This is a genomic window from Citrobacter sp. wls716, from assembly GCF_005280975.1.
Lineage (GTDB): Bacteria > Pseudomonadota > Gammaproteobacteria > Enterobacterales > Enterobacteriaceae > Citrobacter > Citrobacter youngae.
In genome coordinates this window covers 13,257-37,977 of sequence record NZ_SZWX01000014.1, presented here as the reverse complement: position 1 = coordinate 37,977, position 24,721 = coordinate 13,257, and the positions used below count along the sequence as shown (strand labels likewise).

Here is a 24,721-nt window from a genome sequence, read left to right as displayed (position 1 = left end):
TAGGTTCATTTTAGTGGTTTTTCGATGCAGATAGCGGCAGTTCTATGCGGAAACAAACGCTTTGCGCATGCTCATCAACCAGATACAGTTTTCCCCGCATACGGCGGATACAGTCTCTGGCTATGCTCAGCCCCAACCCGCTTCCTTTGACTGCCCCTTTTCGCTGATGGCTGCCCTGGAAAAAAGGCTCGAAGATCATCGCCTGTTCTGCTTCTGGAATCGGTGTGCCGGTATTTATGACATCAATATATACCGTTGAGCCATGCAAACTGCTGCGGATCCAAATGTTACCGGATTCAGCGCCATAGTGCACCGCATTGGAATAAAGATTGTCCAGCACGCTCATTAACAGCATGGGTTCGGCCAGACAAGCGTTCGCCGCCAGCGCAACATCAGTATGGATCATTTTGGCGCGAGCAGGCAGGCTATGTGCTGAAACCACGCTTTCCACCAGCGGCGCGATTTCTACAGTTTCAAGCTCAACCTCGTCATCCGCCAGCTTGCGGTTGTAATCAAGCAATTGCTCAATCAACTTTTGCAGATTACGGCTGCTGTCATCCAGAATCCCGACTACCTCTTTTTGCTCCGGCGTTAACGGGCCAACTACCTGATCGGCTAACAATTCGGTACCTTCGCGCATGCTCGCAAGCGGTGTTTTCAGCTCATGGGAAAGATGGCGTAAAAACTGATGCCGTTGCGACTCAAGCCAGGAGAGACGTTCACTCAACCAGATAATGCGCTGCCCCACGGACCGCAGCTCCCGGGGCCCGGTAAATAATACGCTATCACCCAGCGAGCGCCCTTCCCCCAGACGGTTAATCATCCGCTCGATGCCCTTCACCGGACCGATGATCATACGGGTAAACAGCAGCACCATCGCCAGACTAACGAGAAACAGCACCAGCGCCTGCCAGCCAAAGAACTGACCTCGTTCGGCAATTTCTTGTTGTAACTGCTGACCACGCGAAAAGACCACGGTACGTGTGGCCTGCACCATGTCGGTATTCGCATTAGCGAAGGCTTCCAGGCGGGCTGCCGCCTGGCTGTCAGGACCACTGTTATTACACTGCAATTGGGCGAGATCGTTGAGATCCTGCCGCAACGCCTGGTAGAGCTTGTTGTCCGGCAACACGCCCGCATGCGCATCCAGCATGTCGCTATAACGTTTACGCTGGCTCTGGTAAACCTTTGCCAGCGTCGGGTCATCCAGCACACAATACTGTCGGTAGCTACGTTCCATCTCCAGCGCGGCGTTGGTCATTGCCTCACTGCGTCGGGCATCAATGAGCGTGGTTCTGTTAGTCAGCGCCGCCTGCGCGCTCAGGGCGTTCAGGCTCTGCCACGCTTGCCAGGCCAGTACGAGCAAAGGGAGCAGGATCAGCAAAAATGCCAGTGTCACCAGCTGACGTAAGGATCGGGGGAAAACAGACCAGCGCTTCAAGGCGTTACTCTCAATGGACGGGAATAAGACGATGCTAACTGAGGGGAACGTCAGATACAACAAAGCCGGGATTAACCCGGCTTTGTTATGGAATAAGGCGGTGCCTAACTCGACGTTTCGCCCGGAGGTTGATATGAGCTTCGCTAATATCAGATGTTGGACGGCAGGCACCTTGTTGTGCGTCATTCGAAGTTTATGTAGCACGTCCCGAAGGGGCTGACATAAGAAGGTGAATGAGCCACTGGTTAATATTATGCAGCATCTGTGCCAATATTCAAAACACTTTGTTAACACAATGATAAATATAAGAAATATGAATAATTGTGTAAAAATAAGAGTTGAGTGTTTTTTGTCCATTCTGTCGCTAATCAGCAACACTCGCTGTACTTAAAAACAAAATCATTATAAATCAAATCATTAAGTGTCTCTTTTTGGCGACAAGCCAACCCTGCCAATGTCGGGATTTCCCGACACTTTAATTTTGTGGCATAAGCGCTGAGTTTATTGCCGGATGGCGGCGTAAACGCCTTATCCGGCCTGTGATATAAAAAAAGCCCCTCACGAAGAGGGGCTTGATGATTGCAGGCCAATTAACCGAGCTGTTTACGCGCATTACGGAAGATACGCATCCACGGGCTATCCTCGCCCCAGTTTTCCGGGTGCCAGGAGTTGCTCACGGTACGGAACACGCGTTCCGGGTGCGGCATCATAATGGTGACGCGACCATTTTCGGTGGTAACAGCAGTGATACCGTTTGGCGAACCGTTCGGGTTAGCCGGATAGGTTTCGGTCACCTTACCGAAGTTATCAACGTAGCGCAGTGCCACCAGCCCTTTGCTCTCCAGTCCTGCCAGATGTACATCGTCACGCACTTCTACGCGACCTTCGCCGTGAGAAACTGCGATTGGCATCTGTGACCCAACCATACCGGCAAGCAGCAGAGACGGGCTTTGTGTCACTTCGACCAGGCTGAAACGCGCTTCAAAGCGATCGGAGTGGTTACGCACAAAGCGTGGCCACAGATCGCTTCCTGGGATCAGTTCGCGCAGGTTAGACATCATCTGACAACCGTTACACACGCCGAGTGCCAGCGTTTGCGGGCGATGGAAAAAGGTTTCGAACTCATCACGGACCCGATTGTTGAACAGAATCGACTTCGCCCAACCTTCGCCTGCGCCAAGCACATCACCGTAAGAGAAGCCACCACAGGCCACCAGCGCCTGGAAGTTGCCCAACCCGATGCGCCCACCCAGCAGATCGCTCATATGCACGTCGATAGCGTCAAAGCCCGCACGGTGGAAAGCTGCCGCCATTTCTACGTGGGAGTTAACGCCCTGTTCGCGCAGCACGGCCACTTTCGGACGCGCACCGGTAGCGATATACGGAGCCGCAATATCTTCGTTGATGTCAAACGACAGTTTAACGTTGAGGCCAGGATCGGCATCGTTGGTTTTAGCGTTATGTTCCTGATCGGCGCACTCTGGATTGTCGCGCAGACGCTGCATCTGCCAGGTTGTTTCCGCCCACCACATACGCAGAGTAGTACGGCTTTCGCTGAACACCGCCTGACCGTCTGCTTCGACCACGAAGCGGTCGCCCTGCACGGCTTTACCCAGATAGTGCACGCAATCGGCCAGGCCATGTTGAGCCAGCAACGCCTCAACCGCGTCACGGTCAGCGGCGCGAACCTGAATGACAGCCCCCAACTCTTCATTAAACAGCGCCGCCAGATGATCATCGCCCAGAGTGCCGATGTCTGCTTCAACGCCGCAGTGGCCGGTGAAGGCCATTTCCGCCAGCGTAACCAGCAGGCCGCCGTCGGAGCGGTCGTGGTAGGCCAGCAGCTTACGCTGTGCCACCAGCGCCTGAATGGCGTCGTAGAAGCCTTTCAGCTGCTCTACGTTACGCACATCGGCAGGCTTATCGCCCAGTTGACGGTAAACCTGCGCCAGCGCCGTCGCACCCAGCGCATTGTGGCCAAGGCCAAGATCAATCAGCAGCAGCGCATTGTCTTCAGTAGACAGTTGCGGGGTAATCGTGTGGCGTACATCTTCCACGCGGGCAAAGGCGGTGATCACCAGCGACAACGGCGAGGTCATTTCACGCTGTTCGTTGCCTTCCTGCCAGCGGGTTTTCATCGACATAGAGTCTTTGCCCACCGGAATGGTCAGGCCAAGCGCCGGACATAATTCTTCCCCAACGGCTTTTACCGCTTCGTACAGCCCGGCGTCTTCGCCAGGGTGACCCGCAGCCGCCATCCAGTTGGCCGACAGTTTAATGCGTTTGATGTCGCCAATCTGCGTTGCCGCAATGTTGGTCAGCGCCTCACCTACAGCCAGACGCGCAGAGGCTGAGAAGTCGAGCAATGCGACTGGCGCGCGCTCGCCGAGAGACATCGCTTCGCCGTAGTAGCTATCAAGGCTTGCAGTAGTGACCGCGCAGTTGGCGACCGGGATCTGCCATGGCCCCACCATCTGATCGCGCGCCACCATACCGGTAACGGTACGGTCGCCGATAGTCACGAGGAACGTTTTCTCCGCGACAGTCGGCAGATGCAGCACACGGTTAACCGCATCTGCAATCGAGATTTCGCCACGATTCAGGGCATCGCCTTTGGCTTTCAGCGTCTGCACATCGCGGGTCATTTTCGGTGTTTTGCCCAACAACACATCGAGCGGCATGTCGATCGGCTGATTGTCGAAGTGGCTGTCGCTCAAGGTCAGATGCTGTTCTTCGGTAGCTTCACCTATCACCGCATACGGCGCGCGCTCACGCTTACACAGTTCGTCAAACAGCGGCAATTGATCGGCGGCAACCGCCAGCACATAGCGCTCCTGAGATTCGTTACACCAGATTTCCAGCGGGCTCATACCCGGCTCGTCGCTGAGGATGTCACGCAGCTGGAACTTACCGCCGCGGCCGCCGTCGCTGACCAGCTCCGGCATGGCGTTAGACAGACCACCCGCGCCAACGTCATGGATAAACAGAATTGGGTTCGCATCGCCCATCTGCCAGCAACGGTCGATAACTTCCTGGCAACGACGTTCCATTTCCGGGTTATCACGCTGTACAGAAGCGAAATCAAGATCGGCATCAGACTGGCCAGAAGCCATAGAGGAGGCTGCCCCGCCGCCAAGGCCAATGTTCATCGCCGGGCCGCCGAGGACGATCAGCTTGGCGCCAACGACGATCTCGCCCTTCTGCACGTGATCGGCACGGATATTGCCGATCCCGCCTGCCAGCATGATCGGTTTATGGTAACCGCGCAGCTCTTCGCCGTTATGGCTGTTGACCTTTTCTTCATAGGTGCGGAAGTAGCCCGTCAGCGCAGGGCGACCAAATTCGTTGTTAAACGCAGCACCACCCAGCGGGCCTTCGGTCATGATGTCGAGCGCGGTGACAATACGATCCGGCTTACCAAAGTCCTCTTCCCAAGGCTGTTCAAAGCCAGGAATACGCAGGTTGGAGACGGAGAAGCCTACCAGCCCGGCTTTCGGTTTCGCACCGCGCCCGGTTGCGCCTTCATCGCGAATTTCACCGCCAGAGCCGGTTGCCGCACCTGGCCACGGAGAGATAGCCGTCGGGTGGTTATGAGTTTCTACCTTCATCAGGATGTGGGCTGGTTCCTGATGGAAATCGTAGCGGCCAGTTTTGTGGTCGGCAAAATAGCGGCCCACTTCAGAACCTTCCATTACCGCGGCGTTGTCTTTATAGGCAGACAGCACGTGGTCCGGCGTGGTTTCGAAGGTATTCTTGATCATCTTGAACAGCGACTTAGGCTGTTGTTTACCATCGATAACCCAGTCGGCGTTAAAAATCTTGTGGCGGCAGTGCTCGGAGTTAGCCTGCGCGAACATGTACAGTTCAATGTCGTTCGGGTTGCGTCCCAGTTTGGTGAACGCATCCTGCAGATAGTCGATTTCGTCTTCCGCCAGCGCCAGGCCCAGACGCAGGTTAGCGTCGATCAGCGCCTGGCGTCCCTCACCCAGCAGGTCAACGCAGGAAACCGGCGCAGGCTGGTGATGAACAAACAGTTTTTCAGCATCGCTCAGCGCAGAGAAAACCGTTTCCATCATGCGGTCGTGCAAAATATCGGCAACCGTCAGCCACTGCTCAGCGGTCAACGTGGAGGCCTCAACATACCAGGCAATGCCACGTTCCAGGCGGCTAATCTGTTGCAGGCCGCAGTTATGGGCAATATCAGTCGCTTTAGAAGACCACGGGGAAATGGTACCCGGGCGAGGCGTGACCAGCAGCAGTTTGCCTTCAGGGGCGTGGCTGTGAAGAGCAGGACCATATTTCAGCAGACGTGCAAGTTGCGCGCGCTCATCCTCATTCAATGGTGCATTCAGATCGGCAAAATGGACGTACTCGGCGTAAATATTGTGGACCTGGAGGTTGGCAGCCTGAAAACGTGCCAGCAGTTTGTTAATACGGAATGCAGACAGTGCAGGTGAACCACGCAGAATTTCCATCATAAGTCTCTCGTCTTCTAAGCTTTCGGTGTGCCCAAGTGGGGGAAACGGGCGTCATTATAAAGAATCTGGCGCGCCGACGAAACCGTTTGCGTCGAAATAAAATCACGGCCTCTTCTTATCATCAAATGCGGTCTGGTTTCTGAATAAGTTGCCAACTGGCGCAAGTTTAAGCAAAATGCCGCTCATTAATGACGACTTCACTTCTTAATCAATACCACAGCACGCAGAGACAACGTACGGTTCAGAGAATTAACTAATTGAAAAAATTAAAGATTAATTATCTGTTCATCGGTATTTTGACGCTGTTGTTGGCAGCGGCCCTCTGGCCATCTATCCCCTGGTTCGGTAAAGCCGACAATCGTATCGCCGCCATTCAGTCGCGGGGAGAGCTGCGCGTCAGTACCATCGACTCACCGCTCACTTACGCCGCGCTTAATGGGAAAAAGTTTGGCCTGGATTACGAACTGACCAAAGCCTTCGCCAACTACCTGGGTGTGAAGCTGAAAATCACCGTACGCCAGAACATCAGCCAGCTTTTTGACGACCTGGATAACGGTAATGCCGATCTGTTAGCCGCTGGTCTGGTGTATAACAGCGAGCGCGTTAAAAATTACCAGCCAGGCCCGACCTACTATTCCGTATCGCAACAACTGGTGTATCGGGTTGGGCAATACCGCCCGCGTACGCTTGCCACCGTGAACGAAAACCAACTGACTATCGCCCCGGGGCACGTAGTGGTTAACGACCTCCAGCAGCTAAAAGAGAAAAAATTCCCCGATCTGAGCTGGAAAGTTGATGAGAAAAAGGGCACCACTGAACTGCTTGATGATGTCATCGCCGGTAAGCTGGATTACACCATTGCCGATTCCGTTGCCATCAGCTTATATCAGCGAGTTCATCCTGAGCTGGCCGTGGCGCTGGACGTCTCTGACGAACAGCCGGTGACCTGGTTCAGTCGTCTGGACGATGACAATACGCTGTCTGCTGCCCTGCTGGATTTCTTCAATACCATGAATGAAGACGGCTCGCTTGCGCGACTGGAAGAAAAGTACCTTGGGCATGGCGATGATTTTGACTATGTTGATACCCGCACCTTTTTGCGCGCCGTAGACAGCGTGTTGCCAGACCTCAAGCCGCTGTTTGAGAAATATGCGCAAGAGATAGACTGGCGACTGCTCGCCGCAATATCCTATCAGGAGTCACACTGGGACGCGCAGGCGACTTCCCCGACCGGTGTACGCGGGCTGATGATGCTGACCAAAAATACCGCCCAGAGTCTCGGGCTAACTGACCGTACCGATGCCGAGCAGAGCATCAGCGGCGGCGCGCGGTATTTGCAGGACATGATGAGCAAAGTGCCGGATACCGTCCCCGAAGGGGAACGTATCTGGTTTGCGCTTGCCGCCTACAACATGGGTTATGCGCACATGCTGGATGCCCGGGCGCTGACGGTGAAAACCAAAGGTAATCCGAACAGTTGGTCCGACGTAAAACAGCGTCTGCCGCTGCTCAGCCAAAAGCCGTATTACAACAAGTTGACCTATGGCTATGCGCGCGGTCACGAAGCCTACGCCTATGTGGAAAACATCCGTAAATACCAGATTAGCCTGGTGGGGTATCTGCAGGAGAAAGAAAAACAGGCGCAGGAAACGCAGCAACTGGCACAGGATTACCCGGCTGTGTCACCGGCTGAGCTGTTAGGTAAAGATAAATTTCCGCTTTCAGCGTTTCTGACTCAGACGTCGTCAAACTATCTGTCGCACTCCCCTTCTCTGCTGTTTTCAGCACAGAAGAAAGAGGACAAGTAGTCTGCTTGGTATTTACTGATTGGCAGATTTTTTCAACGCTTTGATTTCCTGCCGACGCATGCGAAAGAAATCACTGAGCAGCGTGGCGCATTCATCGCGTAACACCCCTTCGGTCACGTCAACCCGATGATTCATTCCAGGGTGATGCAGCACATCCATTAATGACCCGGCAGCGCCCGTTTTCGCATCGCGTGCGCCAAAAACCACCCGACCGATACGGCTATGGACCATCGCGCCTGCGCACATCACGCACGGCTCCAGTGTGACATACAACGTTGCATCCAGCAGACGGTAGTTTTGTAGCACCAGACCGCCCTGGCGCAACGCCATGATTTCAGCGTGGGCGGTAGGATCATGATGGCCAATCGGTCGGTTCCAGCCTTCGCCAATAACGCGGTTGTTGAGTACCAATACTGCACCCACCGGGACTTCACGCTCATCCCAGGCGCGCTTAGCTAACGTTAAAGCATGGCGCATCCAGTATTCGTGGCTAAATTCAACTTCAGACAAAGGGGTAACTCCAGTAATCAAAGCGGGCGCATTATACACAGACGCTATCGTTTACTCTATTCGAGTTGTTGCAGCTCTCCGCGCGGCGTGACGCGCCAGCGATGCTGGCAAAAAGAGAGCAGTGGATTGTCCTGCTTACTGTCGCTGTAGCCGCTGTAAAGAGACAGCGGTGCGCCAATCTGCCGTTCCAGTTGCGCGACTTTTTCATGCCCCAGACAGCGTAGCGGCAATACCCAGCCACCGTATCCCCGCGCCATTTGACTGGCGATCAGATTGACACGCGGTAGCCACGGCGTGTCGAAGTAAACCTGCTCGACCAGCGACTGCGGAGAACCGGTGATAAGCCAGATATCAGCATCGGAGCTTAACAGGTACGTCGTCAGACGCTGCTGCACGACAGGAAATGCCGTCACATGCCCGCGAAACCAGCGCACAAAATCGGCCTGATGTGCCTTCAGACACGCCTCGCTGCGACCAAAGGTACAACCCCACAACAGCAGGCTCATGGGCCAGCGGGCGGCGCGCCCTTTAATTAACATTGCCAGCGCAATAATCGGCAACAGGGGCAGCACCAGCAACGCATTTAGCGGTTGGCGACGCAGCAGAAAACGTAAGAAACTGCCGAACATATCCTGCTGGTGTAACGTGCCATCCAAATCAAAAAAAACAACGCGACGCTGGTGACTGGTCAAACCTTATTCCTCTGGATCGTTGAACCCCAATAGCCAGGTAAACAGGAACCCGGCAATAACCGCTACCAGATAGCCTAACAGATAGAACATCACTTTTCCGGCAACAATCGTCAGTGCCAGCGGCAATCCCGAGATGCCAAAGGTGATGACCGTCGCCACCTTCCAGTAGCTGATCAGCGCCCCACCGACTGCACCACCGAGACAGGCACCGATAAACGGCTTGCCTAATGGCAACGTCACCCCAAAAATCAGCGGTTCACCAATGCCCAGCAATCCAACCGGCAGCGCGCTTTTAATCACTTTTTTCAGCCGTGCGTTACGGGTTTTCATCAGTACCGCAATAGCCGCACCGATTTGCCCCACTCCTGCCATCGCCAGAATAGGAAAGAGCGCGTTATAACCATGCGCCTGTACCAGTTCAACGTGGATCGGCACCAACCCCTGATGAAGTCCGGTGAGCACCAACGGCAGGAAAGTCCCAGCCAGCACGGCTCCCACCAGGAAACCGCCGCGATCGATAGCCCAGGATGCGCCGTGAGCAATCGATTCAGAAATCCAGCCGCCAAGCGGTTGCAGCGCCACAATGGCGATTGTCCCGGTAATAAGGGTGGTCAGCAGTGGATTGAGGATCAGTTCGAGAGACTCCGGCAGCACTTCGCGGAATTTGCGTTCGACCCAGCACATCAACGCCACCACCAGCAGCACTGCGATCACTCCACCGCGTCCCGGCTGCAATGCCTCGCCAAACAAGGTAATTTGCGCCAGTTGCGGGCTGGAGAGAATACCGGCCATCACCCCGCCCATCGCCAGCGAACCGCCAAATACTTTGGCGGTATTCACTCCGACCAGAATATTCATGATGGCAAACACGGCGCTGCCAAATATTCCCATCAGCCCAAGCATATTTGGATAGTGGGTCGCAAAATCCCCAACGATATCCGGTCGCTTAAGGATGTTAATGATGCCGGTAATCAAACCGGAGGCGATAAACGCCGGAATAAGCGGGATAAAAACGTTAGCCAGCTTGCGTAGCGCGTCACTCATCGGCGCTTTGTACTTCGCTTTGGCCTCTGATTTTGTTCGCTCAATATCCACCACATTGGAACGTTCGCCGCCATCGGCAATCAGGGAACGCATGGCATCGACCACTTTCGCGGCTTTGCCGGGGCCGACAATGATCTGGTGCTGCGCCCCTTGCTTCACATAGCCGCTAACGCCCGGCAGTTGCTTGAGTCGGGAAATATCGAGCTGAGCGTCATCCTGTACTTCCACTCTGACGCGGGTCATACAGTTTTCCAGGCGCAGAATATTTTTCTCTCCGCCCACGCCCAGCAGGATATCGCTGGCCAGCACCGCCGTCTTATCCATATACACCTCTTAGTGTTCTAACGCCGCGCGTAAAAAACCCTGGTGAGCGGCAAGCTTTTCGCGGGCTGCAGCGGCATCGAGCCCCGTGAGAGCCATCAGAATGGCGGGCTTAACATCAAAATCGGTCTGTTTCAGCAGAGCTTGCGCCTGGTCATACGCAATACCGGTAGCTTCCACGACCATGCGACAAGCCCGGTCTACCAGCTTAACGTTAGTCGCTTTCATATCCACCATCAGGTTCTGATACACCTTGCCAAACTTCACCATTGCACCGGTAGAAATCATATTGAGTACCAGTTTTTGCGCAGTACCGGACTTCAGTCGCGTTGACCCTGTCAGAGCCTCCGGGCCAACAACCGGTGATATGGCGATGTCCGCTTCACGCGCGATGGGGGAATCCGGATTACAGGAAATCGCCACCGTGGTGCAGCCAACGGAACGGGCATATTGCAAGCCGCCAATCACATACGGTGTACGCCCGGATGCAGCCAGACCCACCACCACATCCTGAGCCGTAAGGTTGAGCGAACGAAGATCATCTTCACCCAGCTGCGGATTATCTTCTGCACCTTCAACGGCCTTCAGCAATGCGCCCGGCCCACCAGCAATCAGGCCAACAACCCGTCCATGTGGTACACCAAAAGTCGGTGGGCACTCAGACGCATCCAGTACGCCAAGACGCCCACTGGTCCCCGCCCCCATGTAGATAATCCGTCCACCCGCTTTTAACGCGTCAGCCGCTGCATCGACCGCAAGCGCAACTTCAGTCAGCGTTGCTTTTACAGCAACGGCTACCAGCGTATCCTGTTGATTAAAACGATGAACCAACTCAAGTGTGGATAACGCATCAAGATCCATGGTCTGAGGATTGCGGCTTTCTGACACTAACGCACCGAGATTCATTTTTTGTTCCTTAGGAATTTTTAATTCATATTAATCCGTTATAATGGAATATAATATTCACCCAGGCGAGTGAAATTTTGTTTTGTAATCGCCATCACGTTTTCGCCAGGAGACAGCATGAACTGTTTGATTCGCATTCGTCAGCGTTACCCGGACCTCGCGCAAAGCGATAAAAAGCTTGCGGATTACCTCCTCGCACAGCCGGATACTGCGCGTCATCTCAGTTCACAGCAACTCGCCTTTGAAGCGGGCGTCAGCCAGTCCAGCGTGGTGAAGTTCGCGCAAAAGATGGGTTTCAAAGGATTTCCTGCACTCAAACTGGCGATCAGTGAAGCACTGGCCAGTAATCCCAATCCCCACTCTATCCCAGTGCATAATCAGATTCGCGGCGACGACCCTATGCGTCTGGTGGGTGAAAAACTGATTCAGGAGAACGTGGCGGCCATGCACGCCACACTGGATATCAACAGCGAAGAAAAGCTGATGGAAAGCGTCGCCTTGTTACGCTCCGCCCGACGCATTGTCCTGACCGGAATTGGTGCATCGGGGTTGGTAGCACAGAATTTTGCCTGGAAACTGTTGAAAATAGGTTTTAACGCGGTAGTGGAACGCGATATGCACGCCCTGCTGGCAACGGTACAGGCGCTTTCGCCGGGCGATCTCCTGTTGGCGATTTCGTATACCGGAGAGCGCCGCGAGCTCAACCTGGCTGCGGATGAAACGTTGCGCACCGGCGCGAAAATCCTCGCCATCACTGGATTTACACCGAACGCCCTGCAACAGCGAGCAAGCCATTGCCTGTATACGATTGCCGAAGAACAAGCGACACGCAGCGCGGCAATTTCATCGACGCACGCGCAGATGATGCTCACGGATTTACTGTTTATGGCGCTGGTTCAGCAAGATTTAGAACATGCTCCGGAACGCATTCGCCACAGCGAAGCACTGGTAAAAAAACTGGTCTGAGCAAAGAATGCGCGTATAATGCCCGCCCGATTTGTGATGTTTTGAGAGTTTCCTGATGGCCCTGTTAATCACTAAAAAGTGTATCAATTGCGATATGTGCGAACCCGAATGCCCGAATGAGGCAATTTCGATGGGTGACAGCATTTACGAGATTAACAGCGACAAATGTACGGAATGCGTAGGCCATTACGACACGCCAACCTGCCAGAAGGTGTGCCCGATCCCCAATACTATTTTGAAAGATCCGGCACATGTCGAAACGGAAGAGCAGTTGTGGGATAAGTTTGTGCTGATGCACCACGCCGATAAACTTTAACCGCGTCGCCATCCGGCAACGTGCAGAATCTAACTCTCGATAATCACCGTGGCGCAGGCGTAGTGACGCTCATCGGCCAGCGTCACATGCATATGCGCGACACCCAGTTTTTCCGCCAGTTTTAACGCCTCCCCCCATAACCGCAGACGCGGCTTACCGAGTTCATCGTTGAAGACTTCAAACTGATTAAACGCCAGCCCATTGCGAATACCCGTGCCAAAGGCTTTTGCTGCCGCCTCTTTGACCGCAAAGCGCTTTGCCAGAAAACGCACCGGCTGCTGATGCGTCTCCCAGATTGCCCATTCGTTGTCACTGAGCACGCGTCTTGCCAGACGGTCACCGGAACGGGAGATCACCGCTTCAATGCGGGCAATCTCCACGATATCCGTGCCTAATCCCAGAATAGCCATTAGCCACGCGCTTCCAGCATCAGGCGTTTCATTTCCACCACGGCGTCTTTCAGACCGCTCATCACCGCGCGTCCGATAATGGCATGGCCAATATTCAGCTCATGCATTTCCGGGATCCGCGCAATGGCTTTAACGTTGTGATACGTCAGGCCGTGACCGGCATTCACCTTCAGGCCCAGGCTGGCGGCAAAAGTTGCCGCTTTGGCGATACGCGCCAGTTCGCTGGCCTGTTCCGCATCGGTTTTCGCATCGGCGTAACAGCCGGTGTGAATTTCAATAAACGGCGCGCCAACTTCCGCAGCGGCCTTAATCTGTTCTTCGTCGGCATCGATAAACAGCGAAACCAGAATGCCTGCGTCCGCCAGGCGTTTGCAGGCATCGCGCATCTTGTCACGCTGGCCGGCGACGTCCAGACCACCTTCAGTAGTCACTTCCTGACGTTTTTCCGGCACCAGACAGCAAAAATGCGGCTTCGTCTCGACGGCGATTGCCAACATTTCGTCGGTGACCGCCATTTCCAGATTCATGCGCGTATCCAGCGTCTGGCGCAGAATACGTACGTCGCGGTCGGTGATATGGCGGCGGTCTTCACGCAGGTGTACGGTAATACCGTCCGCGCCCGCCTGCTCAACGATAAACGCCGCCTGAACCGGATCCGGGTATGCGGTGCCGCGTGCATTACGTAACGTGGCAATGTGGTCAATATTGACGCCTAACAGTAATTCAGCCATGACAATCCTCGTTAATCATTATTTGTTTTTACTGCGCGTTTTGGCATAAATTGCCGGAACAGTTCCCTGCTTTTTAACGGCTTACCACCAAGATACGGCTTTAACGCCATGCGGGTAAAGCGTTTCGCGGCGCGTAACGTATCGACATCGGGAAATTCACGTGACTCAAGCGCTTTGAGATGGCGTCCGGTAAAAGTGGAATTATCGATCACTACGCTGGCGATAAACCCTTTTTCTTCCCGGTAACGATAGGTCATGGTGTCGTCTACCGGCTCGCCGCTGCCCGCACAATGGGTAAAATCGACGCCGTACCCCAGATGTCCAAGTAAGGCCAGCTCAAAGCGACGCAGCGCAGGCTCTGGCGAACCCGTCGCACCAGCCAGCGCCTGGATACAATTCAGATAATCGAAAAAGAGTTCAGAAAAACGGGTCTCGTACTCGAGTACGCGGGAGATAAGTTCATTGATATACAAGCCGCTGTACAGCGTGATACCGCTAAGAGGGAGTGCCAGAGAAACGGCTTCAGCGCTACGCAGGGTTTTAACCTCTCCACGCCCACCAAAGCGAAGCAACAATGGGGTAAAAGGCTGGAGCGCGCCTTTGAGATTAGAACGTTTAGAACGTGCGCCTTTAGCCACCAGGCGCACGCGACCCGACTCTTCCGTGAAGACGTCCAGCACGAGACTGGTTTCGCTCCAGGGGCGACTATGCAAGACAAAGGCTCGTTGCCATCCTTCCATATACTCGCCGTGTTTCAGAAGATGGGTTTAGACGTCGTCGCCGTAACCGAGGCTACGCAGCGCGCGTTCGTCATCGGCCCAGCCGGATTTCACTTTCACCCACAGTTCGAGGTGAACCGGCGCTTCGAACATCTCCTGCATGTCTTTACGCGCTTCGATGCCGATGGTTTTAATTTTGGCCCCTTTGTTGCCAATAACCATCTTCTTCTGCCCTTCACGTTCAACGAGGATCAGACCGTTAATATCGTAACCACCGCGCTCATTGGAGATAAAACGCTCAATTTCCACAGTAACGGAGTACGGCAATTCAGCGCCTAGAAAACGCATCAGCTTTTCACGGATGATTTCAGAGGCCATAAAACGCTGAGAACGGTCGGTGATGTAATCTTCCGGGAAGTGATGAATAGCTTCCGGCAAATGCTTACGCACGATGCCCGCAACGGTATCAACATTCAGGCCGGTCTCGGCAGAAATCGGGACGATATCGAGGAAGTTCATCTGGCTTGCCAGGAACTGCAGGTGCGGTAGCAGATCGGCTTTTTCCTGAACGTTGTCTACTTTGTTCACGGCCAGAATTACCGGCGCTTTACCGTCGCGCAGCTTGTTGAGCACCATTTCGTCGTCCGGCGTCCAGCGGGTGCCTTCCACAACGAAAATAACCAGTTCAACATCACCAATCGAGCTGCTGGCCGCTTTGTTCATCAGGCGGTTGATGGCACGTTTCTCTTCCATATGCAGGCCCGGGGTATCGACATAAATCGCCTGATACGCGCCTTCAGTATGGATGCCAACAATACGGTGACGTGTTGTCTGAGCCTTACGTGAGGTAATGGAAATCTTCTGCCCAAGCAGATTATTCAACAGGGTGGATTTGCCGACGTTCGGGCGACCGACGATGGCAATAAATCCGCAATAGGTTTTGTCGATGCTCATTCCAGCTCCAGTTTTTTTAACGCCTGTTCGGCGGCAGCCTGCTCAGCCTTACGACGGCTCGAACCTGTGCCAACCACCGGTTCACTCAGGCCGCTAACCTGGCAGTGGATAGTAAATTCTTGATCGTGCGCTTCACCACGAACCTGCACCACCAGATAAGACGGCAGCGGCAGGTGGCGACCCTGCAAATATTCCTGCAGGCGCGTTTTCGGATCTTTTTGTTTATCGCCTGGGCTAATTTCGTCCAGACGCGTTTGATACCAGTTCAGGATTAATTGCTCAACGGTTTGAATATCGCTGTCGAGGAAGACGCCGCCGATCAACGCTTCGACGGTATCCGCCAGAATTGATTCGCGACGAAAACCGCCGCTTTTCAGCTCGCCCGGTCCCAGGCGTAAACATTCACCGAGGTCAAATTCACGGGCTAATTCAGCCAGCGTATTTCCACGCACCAGCGTGGCGCGCATGCGGCTCATGTCACCTTCGTCCACTCGAGGGAAACGGTGATACAGCGCATTCGCAATAACAAAGCTCAAAATAGAGTCGCCTAAAAATTCTAAACGCTCGTTATGTTTGCTGCTGGCACTACGGTGAGTTAATGCCTGCTGCAACAGCTCCTGATGATTAAAAGTGTAGCCCAGCTTCCGTTGAAGCCGATTAATTACGATGGGATTCATGCGATACCAATAAATGAATGCGTCAACAATTCAGCACACGAAACAGACCTGATATACACCCGTCATTAGAGAGACCAATGCTGTTTCGTGTGCCGTGGCAACCTGACGGTGCCAACCTAAAACTTCGGGGGAATATTCTATACACAACGACAAGGGATGTCGTTAGTCTGAGGGAATTAATCCGAGAAATAATTCACGCTGTCGTTATTAAGACGACAGCGTGAACCATTATCAGCAATTAGTGGATGCCGCCAATGCGGCTCAAACGAACACCGGTTGGCCACTCACCTTCTTGTTTGTCGAAACTCATCCAGATTGCGGTCGCTTTACCTACCAGATTCGCTTCCGGTACAAATCCCCAGTAACGGCTGTCCGCGCTGTTGTCACGGTTATCGCCCATCATGAAGTAATGCCCCGGTGGAACGATCCAGGTGGCTAACTGCTGACCCGGCTGACGGTAATACATCCCCACCTGATCCTGCGCGATTGGCACCATCAGAATGCGGTGAGTTACCTCACCCAGCGTTTCTTTACGCTCGGTCAGGCGAATACCGTTGTCTTTCGTTTCGTTCAGCGGAACTTCAAAGAAACCGCTGGTCGCTTCCCCGCCGTTGCGGCGAGCAAACGTCTGCACAAAATCACTTGGCTGAACATCAGAGTACGTTACCGGCAGCGCGTTTTCACAAGCCTGACCAGAACTGCATCCCGGCTGAATCGTCACCTCTTTCGCCACCGGATCGTACGTCACTTTGTCTCCCGGTAAACCGACAGCGCGTTTGATGTAGTCCAGACGCGGATCTTCCGGGTATTTAAATACCACGATATCACCGCGTTTCGGGTGGCCAGTTTCGATCAACGTTTTCTGATAAATCGGATCTTTAATTCCGTAGGCAAATTTCTCTACCAGAATAAAATCACCAATCAACAGTGTTGGCATCATCGAACCCGACGGGATCTGGAACGGTTCATAAATAAATGAACGCACCACCAGCACAATAGCCAGTACCGGGAAAACGGACGCACCGGTTTCCAGCCAACCCGGCTTAGGGGCAACTTTTTTCAGCGTTGCTTTATCCAGTGAATCGCCTGCAGCGGCCTGTGCCGCAGCCTGGCGCTCCCGGCGTTTTGGCGCGAAGACAAACTTATCTACGCACCATAAAATGCCCGTCACCAGTGTGGCAATCACCAGAATCAGGGCAAACATGTTCGCCATGCCAACTCCTTAAGATTATTTGCTGTCTTTACCGACATGCAGAATAGCGAGGAAGGCTTCCTGCGGCAGTTCGACGTTACCGATCTGCTTCATTCGCTTTTTACCCTCTTTCTGTTTTTGCAGCAGCTTTTTCTTACGGCTGATATCGCCACCGTAGCACTTAGCCAGAACGTTTTTACGCAGTTGCTTAACCGTTGAACGCGCAATGATGTGCGTACCAATGGCCGCCTGAATTGCGATATCGAACTGCTGGCGAGGGATCAGATCTTTCATCTTCTCGACCAGTTCACGGCCACGGCTCTGGGAGTTATCGCGGTGGGTAATCAGCGCCAGTGCATCGACGCGTTCGTTGTTGATGAGGACATCAACGCGTACCATGTCGGAGGCCTGGAAACGTTTGAAGTTATAATCCAGCGACGCATAGCCGCGAGAAGTCGACTTCAGACGGTCGAAGAAGTCGAGGACCACTTCCGCCATTGGAATTTCATAGGTCAACGCAACCTGGTTACCGTGGTAAACCATGTTGGTCTGTACACCACGCTTCTCGATACACAGCGTAATAACGTTGCCGAGGTATGCCTGCGGCAGCAGCATATGACATTCAGCAATCGGCTCGCGTAGTTCGTAAATGTTATTCAGCGGCGGCAGTTTGGACGGGCTGTCGACGTAGATAGTCTCTTTCGCCGTGGTTTCCACTTCGTAAACTACGGTCGGCGCAGTGGTGATCAGATCCAGGTCGTATTCACGTTCCAGACGTTCCTGAATGATCTCCATGTGCAGCAGCCCCAGGAAGCCACAGCGGAAGCCGAAGCCCAGCGCGGTAGAACTTTCCGGTTCGTAGAACAGTGAGGCGTCGTTGAGGCTCAGCTTACCAAGCGCATCACGGAAGTTTTCGTAGTCGTCGGAGCTGACCGGGAACAGACCCGCATATACCTGCGGCTTCACTTTTTTAAAGCCAGGCAGGGGTTTATCTGCCGGGTTACGAGCCAGCGTCAGGGTATCGCCTACCGGCGCGCCGAGGATGTCTTTAATGGCGCAAACTAACCAACCTACCTCGCCACACTTCAGTTCTGTACGGTCAACCTGTTTCGGCGTAAAGATACCCAGGCGATCTGCGTTGTAGACCTGACCGGTACTCATCACTTTGATTTTGTCGCCTTTACGCATGGTACCGTTTTTAATACGCACCAGCGAGACCACACCGAGATAGTTATCGAACCAGGAGTCGATGATAAGCGCCTGTAACGGGCCTTCCGGGTCGCCTTCTGGCGGCGGAATATCACGCACCAGACGTTCAAGAACGTCGGTCACGCCAACACCGGTTTTCGCCGAGCAACGGACAGCGTCAGCCGCATCAATACCGACGATATCTTCAATCTCTTCCGCCACACGCTCTGGATCGGCGGCTGGCAGGTCAATTTTGTTCAGTACTGGCACCACTTCCAGATCCATTTCCATGGCGGTATAGCAGTTAGCCAGTGTTTGCGCTTCAACCCCCTGCCCGGCATCAACGACCAGCAGTGCGCCTTCACAGGCGGCAAGCGAGCGTGAAACTTCATAAGAGAAGTCAACGTGGCCCGGGGTGTCGATAAAGTTAAGCTGGTAGGTTTCACCATCAGATGCTTTGAAATCGAGCGTCACGCTCTGCGCTTTGATAGTAATACCGCGCTCACGCTCAAGATCCATCGAGTCGAGAACCTGCGCTTCCATTTCACGGTCAGACAGGCCACCGCAGATCTGGATAATACGGTCAGACAGCGTCGATTTACCGTGGTCGATGTGAGCTATGATTGAAAAGTTACGTATGTTCTTCATATAGTGTAATTATTGTGCCTTACGCCTGCCTGGGCAGGCTCTGAGAAGTCGCTGTTCTGAGCTTAACGTCTGTTTTAGTGAAACGCCGCATTCTACACTACATCGCTGAGGCGAGGAAATGTTCATAGAGCAAGGATAGCGGGAACTGGAAACAACTTTGCAAAGTCAGTGAAACTTTTGCCGGATGGCGGCATAAACGCCTTATCCGGCCTACCTTTGCATCTGAGGACGCTGTAGGCCTGATAAGCGCAGCGCCATCAGGCAAAGATATCACTGCGGGGTTTCAACACGAATCAGATCGGGCGGGAGAGCTACGTTGAGAATAACCGGTTGCCAGGCTTCGCGCTCAGCAAGCTTACGGGAATATCCTCGCGCAATCAGGAATCCCCCCACACCGCCCAGTATCGCCCCGCTGAGTGCGGCGATATCGCTGCCAAACAGCACCTGAAACAGCGCAGCAAAAATAAAGAGTCCCGCCAGCGGAGACATATAAACCAGCATCGCCGAGCCTAACAGGCTCCCTTCGGCAATACCCAGTTCAACTTTCTGCCCAGGCGTCAGCGGTTCATCGCTGGGTACCACGATAGTATGCGTTGTTTGCGGCCCCAGTTTGTTCAGCACACGACTGCCGCATCCAGCCCGCGACGCGCAGCTGCTACACGATGCTTTAACATCGCAGCTGACCGTCGCCAGGCCATTTTGCCAGGAGACGACTGTTGCCCACTCTTTAATCATTGTGCTGCCCTGAACTTAATATTGTCCGCGATACGCTTCGCCGTTTGCGGCGGAAGCTCACCGACAATAGTGATTTCGGCATTATCCCGCACGGTAGTACTGACCGTTCGACGTCCGGTACGCAGCAGTTGATCGGCGCTGTTTTGCGACGCGCGGTTCACGTTCACAGAAAAACTGAACAGGCCATCAGAATACAGGCGCGATTCAATCGGCATGTTATCCATTGTCGGCAGCGGGCGTCGACTGCTGGAAACCTCGCTGAAGCCTTGCGGTAACCACGATGGACTCCAGTTGAAGTTCGTTTTCTCCCCCGCAGGAACTGACAATAACGGCGGAAGATTTGCTTTCGCCAGCGTCTGCATGCTGTCGCTAACCCCGTTATTGACGGTAAAGGCGATAACGCGGAATTGTTCAAGCGTTTCGCCATCCCGATCGAGGAGATCGACACGCATTGGCAGCTTGGTTTCGGTGTCCATCCAGACGATGTAGCTGTAACGCGTACCGTCACGCGCTACCACGCGGATAACTTCACAGAGTCGGTCGGCAATACGCGTGCGTCCTACCGCGATAAAATCATAGTAGGGTGCAAGACGTTTAAAATCGGTGTAAATCAGGGATGGCAGAGAATCAACAATATAGTCGCCATTCAGCGTGAACGGTTCGAGTCCTGGCTCAAAGTAACTGATTTCGTTGCCACGTTGCACCACTTCCCGACGCGGTCCATCCATTTGCAACAACTGTGCAAGAGGGCGGTTGTCCTGGCGGGCATGGCGATAACGTAGGGATTCAACGCCCTGCTTATTGATGCTGACAAATGACAGCTCATAGGTGAGCGACTGGCTGGCCAGATTCATCTGCTGCAACAACGCCCCGGACGCAGGATTGGCCGAGGCGTTTACAGAGAAGAACAGGCTACCAGCCACAAGTGACATGGCAAACCAAAGTTGCTTCATTACTGCGATTGCGTTCCTAAAGTTTGAATTCCTGGCACCTGGACAGCGGCTTGCTGTGTTTGCGCCTGCTCAAACTGAAGCTGTTCGGAGTGCAGTCGACGTTGCAGTTCGTAATCCTGCAACATGGCATTAATACGACGACGCTGCTCCTGTACCTGCTGTTGCTGACCGCCGCTGGCAGTCGCGTCAGAAGGTACACCCAGGCTCACCGGACTGGCTTTACCCATCATCGGTAATGTATTAAATACCGGCGTTTCGGGCTGCTGGGACGTTTCAGATTGTCCATTATAGTGCTGGACGCCAACAATAACTGCAAGTGATACACACGCGGCCACACCCATTTGGGTAAGCTGCGCAGCCCACGGACGCATTTTCTTCCAGAATGGCATTTTCTGCCACTGATGCGGTGCTGGCTGGGCCTCAGGGATCAATGGCACCGCCTGACGTACTGGCTCATCTGCGATAGCAGCCATTACGCGGTCGGAAATATCGAAATGGAGAACGTCGGCGGTATCACCTCGCATGGAATCGCGAATCAGGTGATAACTCTCCCAGGTTTTTTGCATTTCCGGGTCATGAGCCAACTCTTTGAGCAACTCAGTGTCCAGCGTTTCGCCATCCATTAAAGCGGAAAGTTTTTCTTTCTGCATGCCTAATACCTTTTCCAGTATCCCGCTATCGTCAACGCCTGATAAGCGGTTGAACTTTATTATCAATAGCTTCCCTCGCTCGGAAGATACGTGAACGCACCGTACCCACCGGACAATCCATGATAGCGGCTATCTCTTCATAGCTCAGGCCATCCAGCTCCCGCAAGGTTATTGCCATGCGTAAATCTTCCGGGAGGGACTCAATAGTTCGGAAAACTATCTGTCTCAGTTCTTCTGACAACATTAAGTTCTCAGGGTTCGAAATTTCTTTCAGCGCACCGCCACTTTCGTAATTTTCTGCTTCTATCGCATCTATATCACTGGAAGGTGGACGACGCCCCTGAGCGACCAGGTAATTCTTCGCTGTATTGACCGCAATACGATACAGCCAGGTATAAAAAGCACTATCTCCCCGGAACGAGTCCAGCGCACGATAGGCCTTGATAAATGCTTCTTGTACAACATCGGGAACATCGCCCGACGGTACATAGCGGGAAACCAGACTCGCCACTTTATGCTGGTAGCGAACCACCAGTAAGTTAAAGGCTTTCTGATCTCCCTTCTGGACCCGTTCAACCAGGACCTGGTCCGTTAACTGCTCGCTCATCCGAGGTAAAGTCTCCCCAAACCAAATTTCCACGCGCTTTCGAAACGCCACTCCATAAGCTTCACTATGAGCAAGCAAAAGCTTAGAGTGCTCAAGTTTCGTAAAGTTCCGTTACGCATTTGTTTTTGTTTGTCATGTTGTAGACAGGTCTTATCTCTCATTATAAGTCTACATAACCCGATCAACGCACTATCTGTATAGAAATGCCCATTTCACCGCCAGCAGAGTAACCCAACAGCCACTTTATTTCACCTCATAATCTGATGCTAACGGCCTGCTTCACAAAATATTTTTGCTCTTTCACTCATCCACATTCTCTTCCCCTGTGTTTAGCCATTGCAACACAGTTGAAAATAAAACGTGCAGTATCGCGCAGTATGGTGCTATGGTGAACGAACACTGTTTAGTAAATTAAACAAAAATCATGAATACGACTCCCGAATTATCCTGTGACGTGCTGATCATTGGCAGCGGGGCTGCCGGACTCTCACTGGCGCTACGCCTGGCTGAAAAACATCAGGTCATTGTCCTGAGCAAAGGGCCAGTTAGTGAAGGCTCGACATTTTATGCTCAGGGTGGCATCGCCGCTGTTTTCGATGAAACCGACAGCATTGACTCCCACGTTGAAGACACGCTGATTGCAGGGGCCGGTCTTTGCGATCGTCATGCCGTTGAGTTTGTAGCCAGTAACGCCCGCTCGTGTGTCCAGTGGCTAATTGATCAAGGCGTCTTATTTGATACTCAGGTTCAACCCAATGGCGAAGAGAGCTATCATCTGACCCGAGAAGGCGGCCATAGCCATCGACGAATCCTGCATGCGGCAGATGCCACTGGTAAAGAGGTCGAAACCACATTGGTCAGCCAGGCGCAAAGTCATCCGAATATTCGGGTACTGGAGCGCAGTAACGCCGTGGACCTGATTGTCTCTGATAAAATTGGCCTGCCGGGAACACGTCGGGTTGTCGGAGCCTGGATCTGGAATCGTAATAAAGAAACCGTTGAGACCTGCCATGCGAAGTCGGTAGTGTTGGCCACTGGCGGCGCTTCTAAAGTGTATCAATACACCACCAATCCGGATATTTCTTCGGGCGACGGTATTGCGATGGCCTGGCGCGCAGGATGCCGCGTCGCCAATCTGGAATTTAACCAATTTCACCCAACCGCGCTGTATCATCCACAGGCGCGCAATTTTCTGCTGACTGAAGCGCTTCGCGGCGAAGGCGCACACCTGAAACGCCCGGATGGCTCACGCTTTATGCCCGACTTTGACAAGCGCGGCGAGCTGGCCCCACGTGATATTGTCGCCCGTGCCATCGACCACGAAATGAAGCGCCTCGGCGCTGACTGTATGTTCCTCGACATCAGCCATAAGCCCGAAGAGTTTGTTCGCCAGCATTTCCCGATGATTTACGAAAAATTGCTGGGACTGGGCATCGATCTGACCAAAGAGCCGGTCCCTATCGTTCCTGCCGCGCACTATACCTGCGGCGGCGTGATGGTTGATGACTTTGGTCGTACAGATGTCGACGGGCTGTATGCGATCGGCGAAGTGAGTTATACCGGCCTGCATGGCGCCAACCGCATGGCGTCGAACTCGCTGCTGGAGTGTCTGGTGTATGGCTGGTCTGCGGCGGAAGATATTGACCGCAGAATGCCTTATGCCCGCGGCGTTAACTCGCTCCCGGGTTGGGATGAAAGCCGGGTAGAAAACCCGGATGAGTTGGTTGTCATTCAGCATAACTGGCATGAGCTGCGGCTGTTTATGTGGGATTACGTCGGCATCGTGCGCACCACTAAACGTCTGGAGCGCGCCCTGCGCCGTATCACCATGCTGCAACAGGAAATCGACGAGTATTACGCCCATTTCCGTGTGTCGAACAACCTACTGGAGCTGCGCAATCTGGTGCAGGTTGCCGAGCTGATTGTCCGCTGCGCGATGATGCGCAAAGAGAGTCGGGGCCTGCACTACACGCTGGATTATCCAGAACAGCTTCCAGAGGCGGGCCCGTCAATTCTCTCGCCGCTCAGTCATCACATAAACAGATAGAATGCCTGGGTCAGCGCCGTATAACCTTCAGAGTAACGCTGGTCTGGCCCACGGATAACCAACCTGTCGCTAAAGCACTCCCCGGCCTGCGGGGAGAATGCCAGCAATACCCGATGCGGTAGACGGGCCTCGGTTTCTGCTACATCTGTGCGCAATCGCAGATGCCAGCCCATGCCAAGTGCCTGCTGAGTAAATGCGTTACCAATCTGCTCCGGTAGCACCACACAAAAAAAGCCTTCTTCCGTAATGCTGTCCGCCGCCAGCGTAAGCAGTGCCTGATGATCGAGCGTGGTGGTGTAGCGTGCCTGCTCGCGCTGCGGCGTAGCACATTCCACGCCCTGTTCATAATAGGGAGGATTGCTGATTATCAAATCAAAACGCACGGTCTGGCGCGGTATCCACTGCTGGGCATCTTCCGTATGCACGTTCACACGATGCATCCACGGAGATTGCGCGATGTTCTCCTGCGCCTGCTGCGCGGCGTCGACATCAAGCTCCACGGCGTCAATGATGACGTTTTCCTCAGTGCGCTGGGCCAGCATCAGCGCCAGCAGGCCGCTCCCGGTACCAATATCCAGGATCCGCTTTACGCCCGCAACGGGGGCCCAGGCTCCCAATAAAATGCCGTCCGTTCCGACTTTCATTGCACAACGATCGTGTGCCACAAAAAACTGCTTAAAAGTAAATCCATTACGTCTAAGTACGGATGTAGACTGGGGCATGAAGAA

At 53.7% G+C, this 24,721-nt stretch carries 23 protein-coding genes; 4 read left to right on the top strand and 19 right to left on the bottom strand.

The window, feature by feature from the left end:
* Positions 1–10: 10 nt before the first annotated feature.
* Both qseE and purL read right to left on the bottom strand, forming a co-directional pair.
* Positions 11–1,441 (bottom strand): two component system sensor histidine kinase QseE/GlrK, encoded by a 1,431-nt coding sequence (gene qseE, locus FDX24_RS00850; RefSeq protein ID WP_115602391.1) that lies wholly within the window; start codon positions 1,439–1,441, stop codon positions 11–13.
* A gap of 590 nt (positions 1,442–2,031) precedes the next feature.
* Positions 2,032–5,919 (bottom strand): phosphoribosylformylglycinamidine synthase, encoded by a 3,888-nt coding sequence (gene purL, locus FDX24_RS00845; protein ID WP_137363681.1) that lies wholly within the window; start codon positions 5,917–5,919, stop codon positions 2,032–2,034.
* A 257-nt stretch (positions 5,920–6,176) separates the two neighbouring features.
* On the opposite strand from purL, the gene mltF reads away from it, so the two are divergent.
* A complete protein-coding gene (gene mltF / locus FDX24_RS00840) occupies positions 6,177–7,727 on the top strand; it encodes a membrane-bound lytic murein transglycosylase MltF (protein ID WP_124022093.1) in 1,551 nt (516 codons plus the stop codon).
* 12 nt (positions 7,728–7,739) lie between these two features.
* Here the strand turns inward: mltF and tadA are convergent, their stop codons facing one another.
* The 4 genes from tadA to murQ are packed head-to-tail and all read right to left on the bottom strand — an operon-like array spanning position 7,740 to position 11,200.
* Positions 7,740–8,276 carry a tRNA adenosine(34) deaminase TadA gene (gene tadA, locus FDX24_RS00835; RefSeq protein ID WP_116360889.1) on the bottom strand — a complete coding sequence of 179 codons (537 nt, stop codon included), beginning with the start codon at positions 8,274–8,276 and terminating at the stop codon, positions 7,740–7,742.
* Positions 8,277–8,293: 17 nt separating this feature from the next.
* Complete coding sequence (gene yfhb / locus FDX24_RS00830; protein WP_115643078.1) at positions 8,294–8,929, bottom strand: phosphatidylglycerophosphatase C; 636 nt, start codon at positions 8,927–8,929, stop codon at positions 8,294–8,296.
* A 3-nt stretch (positions 8,930–8,932) separates the two neighbouring features.
* Entirely contained in the window at positions 8,933–10,297 is a 1,365-nt protein-coding gene (locus FDX24_RS00825; protein ID WP_137363680.1) for a PTS transporter subunit EIIC, read from the bottom strand.
* Positions 10,298–10,306: 9 nt separating this feature from the next.
* Entirely contained in the window at positions 10,307–11,200 is an 894-nt protein-coding gene (gene murQ, locus FDX24_RS00820) for an N-acetylmuramic acid 6-phosphate etherase (protein WP_061068362.1), read from the bottom strand.
* A 117-nt stretch (positions 11,201–11,317) separates the two neighbouring features.
* Here murQ and FDX24_RS00815 point away from each other — a divergent pair, with 117 nt between their 5' ends.
* On the top strand, positions 11,318–12,166 hold the full coding sequence (locus tag FDX24_RS00815) for a MurR/RpiR family transcriptional regulator (protein ID WP_048210891.1): 849 nt from the start codon (positions 11,318–11,320) through the stop codon (positions 12,164–12,166).
* A 55-nt stretch (positions 12,167–12,221) separates the two neighbouring features.
* On the top strand, positions 12,222–12,482 hold the full coding sequence (locus FDX24_RS00810; protein WP_003037590.1) for a YfhL family 4Fe-4S dicluster ferredoxin: 261 nt from the start codon (positions 12,222–12,224) through the stop codon (positions 12,480–12,482).
* 29 nt (positions 12,483–12,511) lie between these two features.
* Here FDX24_RS00810 and acpS read toward each other — a convergent pair whose 3' ends face one another.
* From acpS to rseD, 12 genes are all read right to left on the bottom strand, one after another.
* Positions 12,512–12,892, bottom strand: coding sequence for a holo-ACP synthase (acpS, locus tag FDX24_RS00805; RefSeq protein ID WP_003037588.1), 381 nt, complete (start codon positions 12,890–12,892; stop codon positions 12,512–12,514).
* Positions 12,892–13,623 (bottom strand): pyridoxine 5'-phosphate synthase, encoded by a 732-nt coding sequence (gene pdxJ / locus FDX24_RS00800; RefSeq protein ID WP_061068363.1) that lies wholly within the window; start codon positions 13,621–13,623, stop codon positions 12,892–12,894. The genes acpS and pdxJ overlap by 1 nt, the downstream gene beginning before the upstream one ends.
* Before the next feature lie 11 nt (positions 13,624–13,634).
* A complete protein-coding gene (gene recO / locus FDX24_RS00795; protein WP_061068364.1) occupies positions 13,635–14,363 on the bottom strand; it encodes a DNA repair protein RecO in 729 nt (242 codons plus the stop codon).
* 27 nt (positions 14,364–14,390) lie between these two features.
* On the bottom strand, positions 14,391–15,296 hold the full coding sequence (gene era, locus FDX24_RS00790; RefSeq protein WP_048210889.1) for a GTPase Era: 906 nt from the start codon (positions 15,294–15,296) through the stop codon (positions 14,391–14,393).
* Positions 15,293–15,973, bottom strand: coding sequence for a ribonuclease III (gene rnc, locus FDX24_RS00785; RefSeq protein WP_003037579.1), 681 nt, complete (start codon positions 15,971–15,973; stop codon positions 15,293–15,295). The genes era and rnc overlap by 4 nt, the downstream gene beginning before the upstream one ends.
* 238 nt (positions 15,974–16,211) lie before the next feature.
* Positions 16,212–17,186, bottom strand: coding sequence for a signal peptidase I (lepB, locus tag FDX24_RS00780; protein ID WP_048210888.1), 975 nt, complete (start codon positions 17,184–17,186; stop codon positions 16,212–16,214).
* Positions 17,187–17,201: 15 nt separating this feature from the next.
* Positions 17,202–19,001, bottom strand: coding sequence for a translation elongation factor 4 (lepA, locus tag FDX24_RS00775; protein WP_005130327.1), 1,800 nt, complete (start codon positions 18,999–19,001; stop codon positions 17,202–17,204).
* A 270-nt stretch (positions 19,002–19,271) separates the two neighbouring features.
* Positions 19,272–19,736, bottom strand: a complete 465-nt coding sequence (rseC, locus tag FDX24_RS00770; protein WP_048210887.1) for a SoxR-reducing system protein RseC — start codon at positions 19,734–19,736, stop codon at positions 19,272–19,274.
* A complete protein-coding gene (rseB, locus tag FDX24_RS00765; protein ID WP_048210886.1) occupies positions 19,733–20,689 on the bottom strand; it encodes a sigma-E factor regulatory protein RseB in 957 nt (318 codons plus the stop codon). Before rseB ends, rseC begins: the two co-directional genes overlap by 4 nt.
* Positions 20,689–21,339, bottom strand: a complete 651-nt coding sequence (gene rseA, locus FDX24_RS00760; RefSeq protein ID WP_005130332.1) for an anti-sigma-E factor RseA — start codon at positions 21,337–21,339, stop codon at positions 20,689–20,691. Before rseA ends, rseB begins: the two co-directional genes overlap by 1 nt.
* 31 nt (positions 21,340–21,370) lie before the next feature.
* Positions 21,371–21,946 carry an RNA polymerase sigma factor RpoE gene (gene rpoE / locus FDX24_RS00755; RefSeq protein WP_003037573.1) on the bottom strand — a complete coding sequence of 192 codons (576 nt, stop codon included), beginning with the start codon at positions 21,944–21,946 and terminating at the stop codon, positions 21,371–21,373.
* A complete protein-coding gene (gene rseD, locus FDX24_RS00750) occupies positions 21,943–22,107 on the bottom strand; it encodes a rpoE leader peptide RseD (protein ID WP_124022090.1) in 165 nt (54 codons plus the stop codon). The genes rpoE and rseD overlap by 4 nt, the downstream gene beginning before the upstream one ends.
* 263 nt (positions 22,108–22,370) lie before the next feature.
* Here rseD and nadB point away from each other — a divergent pair, with 263 nt between their 5' ends.
* The gene (gene nadB, locus FDX24_RS00745; protein ID WP_137363679.1) at positions 22,371–23,993 is read left to right on the top strand and encodes an L-aspartate oxidase; all 1,623 of its coding nucleotides are present in this window, start codon (positions 22,371–22,373) and stop codon (positions 23,991–23,993) included.
* On the opposite strand, the gene trmN is transcribed toward nadB, so the two are convergent.
* Complete coding sequence (trmN, locus tag FDX24_RS00740; RefSeq protein WP_137363678.1) at positions 23,978–24,715, bottom strand: tRNA(1)(Val) (adenine(37)-N(6))-methyltransferase TrmN; 738 nt, start codon at positions 24,713–24,715, stop codon at positions 23,978–23,980. The genes nadB and trmN overlap by 16 nt on opposite strands.
* Between the last annotated feature and the right edge of the window lie 6 nt (positions 24,716–24,721).